Genomic DNA, 519 nt, shown 5'->3' with positions numbered 1-519 from the left:
ATTTAAAAACTATTTAATTGGATGTTTAGGCTTAAAACCGAAACGCTTTTAAAAATAAAGTGAGTAAGCAATCTTAAAATACTGGTTTACAGTATTTAATAAGGTAAACATTTACTCGAATCAGCTATGGACTATTGATTATAGAGTCTATTAAAGAAATATTTATCTCTTAGATACAAAAACCAATGGAGGTGCTTCTTCTCCATCGTTTGGAAGCTGAATCACTAATCGTTTTTTGGTAAGTTCTATGATTTTTATTTTTTCCTCTATCCCAAATTCATCGATAGTTATCAAGGTTTTGCCATCCTCAGAAAGCCTCCACTCCATCTTCTCCTTTTTGCCATTCATAACACCTTTAAAAATACCTCTGGATTTAAAAACCATGTAACTTTGAGACATTTCCTTCTTGACCAATTTTAATTGATCGACAGACATGGCTTCTATGTATCCATTCCACGAAGTACAGGTAAGCCAAGCAACAACGTCTTTATAGGATGTTATTTTTTAAAATTTTGTGGG

The 519-nt window shown here is 32.2% G+C and carries 1 protein-coding gene; it reads right to left on the bottom strand.

Annotation, left to right across the window (positions count from 1 at the left end; translation table 11 throughout):
- Positions 1-162 precede the first annotated feature (162 nt).
- Entirely contained in the window at positions 163-399 is a 237-nt protein-coding gene (locus tag Q0954_RS34380; protein ID WP_299466723.1) for a hypothetical protein, read from the bottom strand.
- Positions 400-519 lie beyond the last annotated feature (120 nt).

It is taken from the genome of uncultured Microscilla sp., from assembly GCF_947493425.1.
Lineage (GTDB): Bacteria > Bacteroidota > Bacteroidia > Cytophagales > Microscillaceae > Microscilla.
The sequence above is the reverse complement of the archived record's forward strand: the minus strand, read 5'-3'. Positions and strand labels throughout refer to the sequence as shown.

What these genes read in the sequence shown, in the direction of transcription:
- Q0954_RS34380 (WP_299466723.1), bottom strand. Translation starts at nt 399, where the DNA reads ATGTCTCAAAGTTACATGGTTTTTAAATCCAGAGGTATTTTTAAAGGT.